At 36.3% G+C, this 2,553-nt stretch carries 2 protein-coding genes and 2 pseudogenes; all 4 read left to right on the top strand.

Features of this window, described 5'->3' with window-relative positions:
• Positions 1-682 (top strand): response regulator (locus G4P69_RS36920; protein WP_208354798.1); only part of this gene is annotated, 682 nt, incomplete at its 5' end.
• A 333-nt stretch (positions 683-1,015) separates the two neighbouring features.
• A pseudogene (locus G4P69_RS36915) lies at positions 1,016-1,375 on the top strand (response regulator transcription factor); the annotation flags it as partial.
• Positions 1,376-1,650: 275 nt separating this feature from the next.
• Complete coding sequence (locus G4P69_RS36910) at positions 1,651-2,118, top strand: chemotaxis protein CheW (protein ID WP_208354785.1); 468 nt, start codon at positions 1,651-1,653, stop codon at positions 2,116-2,118.
• Between the two features lie 58 nt (positions 2,119-2,176).
• A pseudogene (locus tag G4P69_RS36905) lies at positions 2,177-2,553 on the top strand (hypothetical protein); the annotation flags it as partial.

The following is a 2,553-nucleotide window of genomic DNA, read 5'->3' as shown; positions in this document are numbered from 1 at the left end:
TTACAGAAACTTCTTAAATATAATCAACGGCAGATACACTCTCAGAGAGTTAGCCATTAAAGTTAAGCAAGATTTGCTAGTACTTTCTCGTTCCTTGCTACCTTATATCCGGAAAGAAATTATCGAATTGGTAGAGGTAGCAGATTTACCATTACCACTTCCTCAAACTCAGAGCGTCAACCAAACTCCCAATGTCCGTCCAATCCAAAGCACCATTCAGAGTCCCAGCGTCACTCAAAGCCACAACACCGTTCATAAAAACAAAACAATCATGGAATCTGGCTTATTAATAGCCTGTGTAGATGACAGTCCTCAGACTAGTGAAATTCTACAAAAGATTCTGACTCCACAGGGGCTAAGTTTTATAGGGATTCAAGATTCTGTACAAGCAATACCAATACTTATTGAACGTAAACCAGACTTAATCTTTTTAGATTTGATCATGCCTATTGCTAATGGTTATGAAATCTGTGCGCAGTTACGGCGTGTTTCCGTACTTACTAACACACCTGTAGTGATTTTAACTGGTAGTGACGGGCTTGTCGATAGAGTTCGGGCTAAGATGGTCGGTGCTACGGATTTCTTAAGTAAGCCTGTGGTTGCTCAGAAAGTTATAGCAATGATCAACAAGCACGTAAAAAAACAATCTCCTATCACTAATCTTCAAATGTGTGCCACTTGAAACTGGGAAGGGGGAAACCCCACTTCCCAAAGCTGTAAAAGCTTTGAATTATACGTGGTTTCACTCTCACTAATTCTATAAACTATGCATCAAAATTAGATAGGAGAAAAAAAATGCATCTTTGTAGCTTAAAAATAAAGGATAGGCAACAGGGAAAGAAATATTTTCATACCCTCGTTTTGGGCTATTGCCCTTGGAAGTCTAGCTTAAAAAGAAGGGACAAAAAACAGGGAGTATTCCTTTTTCAGAATTCGTGATGAAACTTTTTTATTAGGACTGACTTCTTTAGGTATGTAATTCTTCATTAGTGAAATTAAAAAGAGGGTATTAAGCGTGAACACTGTTTTGGTCGTAGAAGATGGCTTAACTGATTTGGAGATTATTAGTCAGTACTTGCAAAAAGCAGGTTATTTTGTTATTAGCGCTAAAAGTGGTGAAGAAGTTGAAGAAAAAGTACATGATAATAAGCCTGATGTGATATTTCTAGACGTAATTTTACCTGGTCAAAGTGGGTTTGAAGTGTGCCGAGAACTAAAGACAAATCCTAAAACAAGTACAATTCCTGTAGTTATTTGTTCAACTAAAAATAGTGATGCCGATAAAATTTGGGGTAAGATGTTAGGAGCTGATGCCTATATTACTAAACCAATAAATGATTCAGAATTAGTTACGACCTTAAATAAATTAATGAAAAATAAAAACGAGTCAGGAGACAGAATTCAGGAGTCAGAATACACCGCCCATAAAGGGACGGTGTTTTAAGACAAGTTTTAACCCCTGTCTCGTTTATAAGGGACGAGGTTTTAAACCAGTATTTCCAACTGACTCCTGATTCCTGAATTCTGTTTGATCAATAATTTTCTCAAATGATTTAACTTAATATAATAACGCATTCCCCTTATTGCTAAAAATTATTCTATACAAATTTTAGTATTAATAAGGGTAGCATCAACCAAAATAAAAAATGTATGGTATTGCTAACAGAACAAAAGTTTTTAAGTTTCCAGTTAGGCGAAAAAGATACAGCTGTAATTCCATTGGATGATACTACGGAAGTTCTGCCAGTATCTTTGGGCGAAATATGTCGTCTGCCTCAAATGCCTCCATGGGTTTTGGGTATCTACAACTGGCGTAGCGAGATGCTTTGGTTAGTTGAGCTAGAAGAGAGGCTCGGTTATAAACCAACATTTATTCGTAGCAATTTTGAGCCTATAAATATGGCAATTGTTGTACAAATACAAGGTAAATATTTGGGACTAATAGTCCGTAAATTACTTGATGTGGAATTGCTAGATGCTTCAGAAATGAATCCACCTGAGTCTAGTTTGTTTAATCCACAAATATATCGGTTGATAAAAGGATACTTTATTAATGATTCAGAAGGCATGATGATCAGATTAGATGTTGCTAGCATTTTCAATGCCCTTGGTGGATAATCGGCAGTTTATAACCTCTTGCAAATTCAATTTTTGATATTTTAGTGGGATAGTTTTTATGAAAAGCTTGTATCAAGCACCTGAAAGAAATGGTACAAACGAAAAGCAACAGATAGATCATACAACAGTTCAACAACAATTAAAAATACTGAGGCAGCAGTGGAGATCTATTAGCGATGTTATGTGTCAAGCCACAGACTTAGATACACTATTCCACACTACAGTCAGAGAAGTTAGAGAAAAAATTGGTAGCGATCGCGCATTCATATATTGCTTTGATTCACCATCGTCAGGTACTGTCATCGCAGAATCAAAAACTACAGGTTGGACACCAGCTATAAATGAAACTCTTGCGACCACAATATTTGGATTCGAGGAAAGCAAAGATTATTTAGAACAGCAAGTAGTAGGCTTTGACGATATTAGTAATACAAA

Origin of the sequence: Aetokthonos hydrillicola CCALA 1050, assembly GCF_017591665.1 — a bacterium.
Lineage (GTDB): Bacteria > Cyanobacteriota > Cyanobacteriia > Cyanobacteriales > Nostocaceae > Aetokthonos > Aetokthonos hydrillicola.
This window is presented reverse-complemented; position numbering and strand designations above follow the sequence as displayed.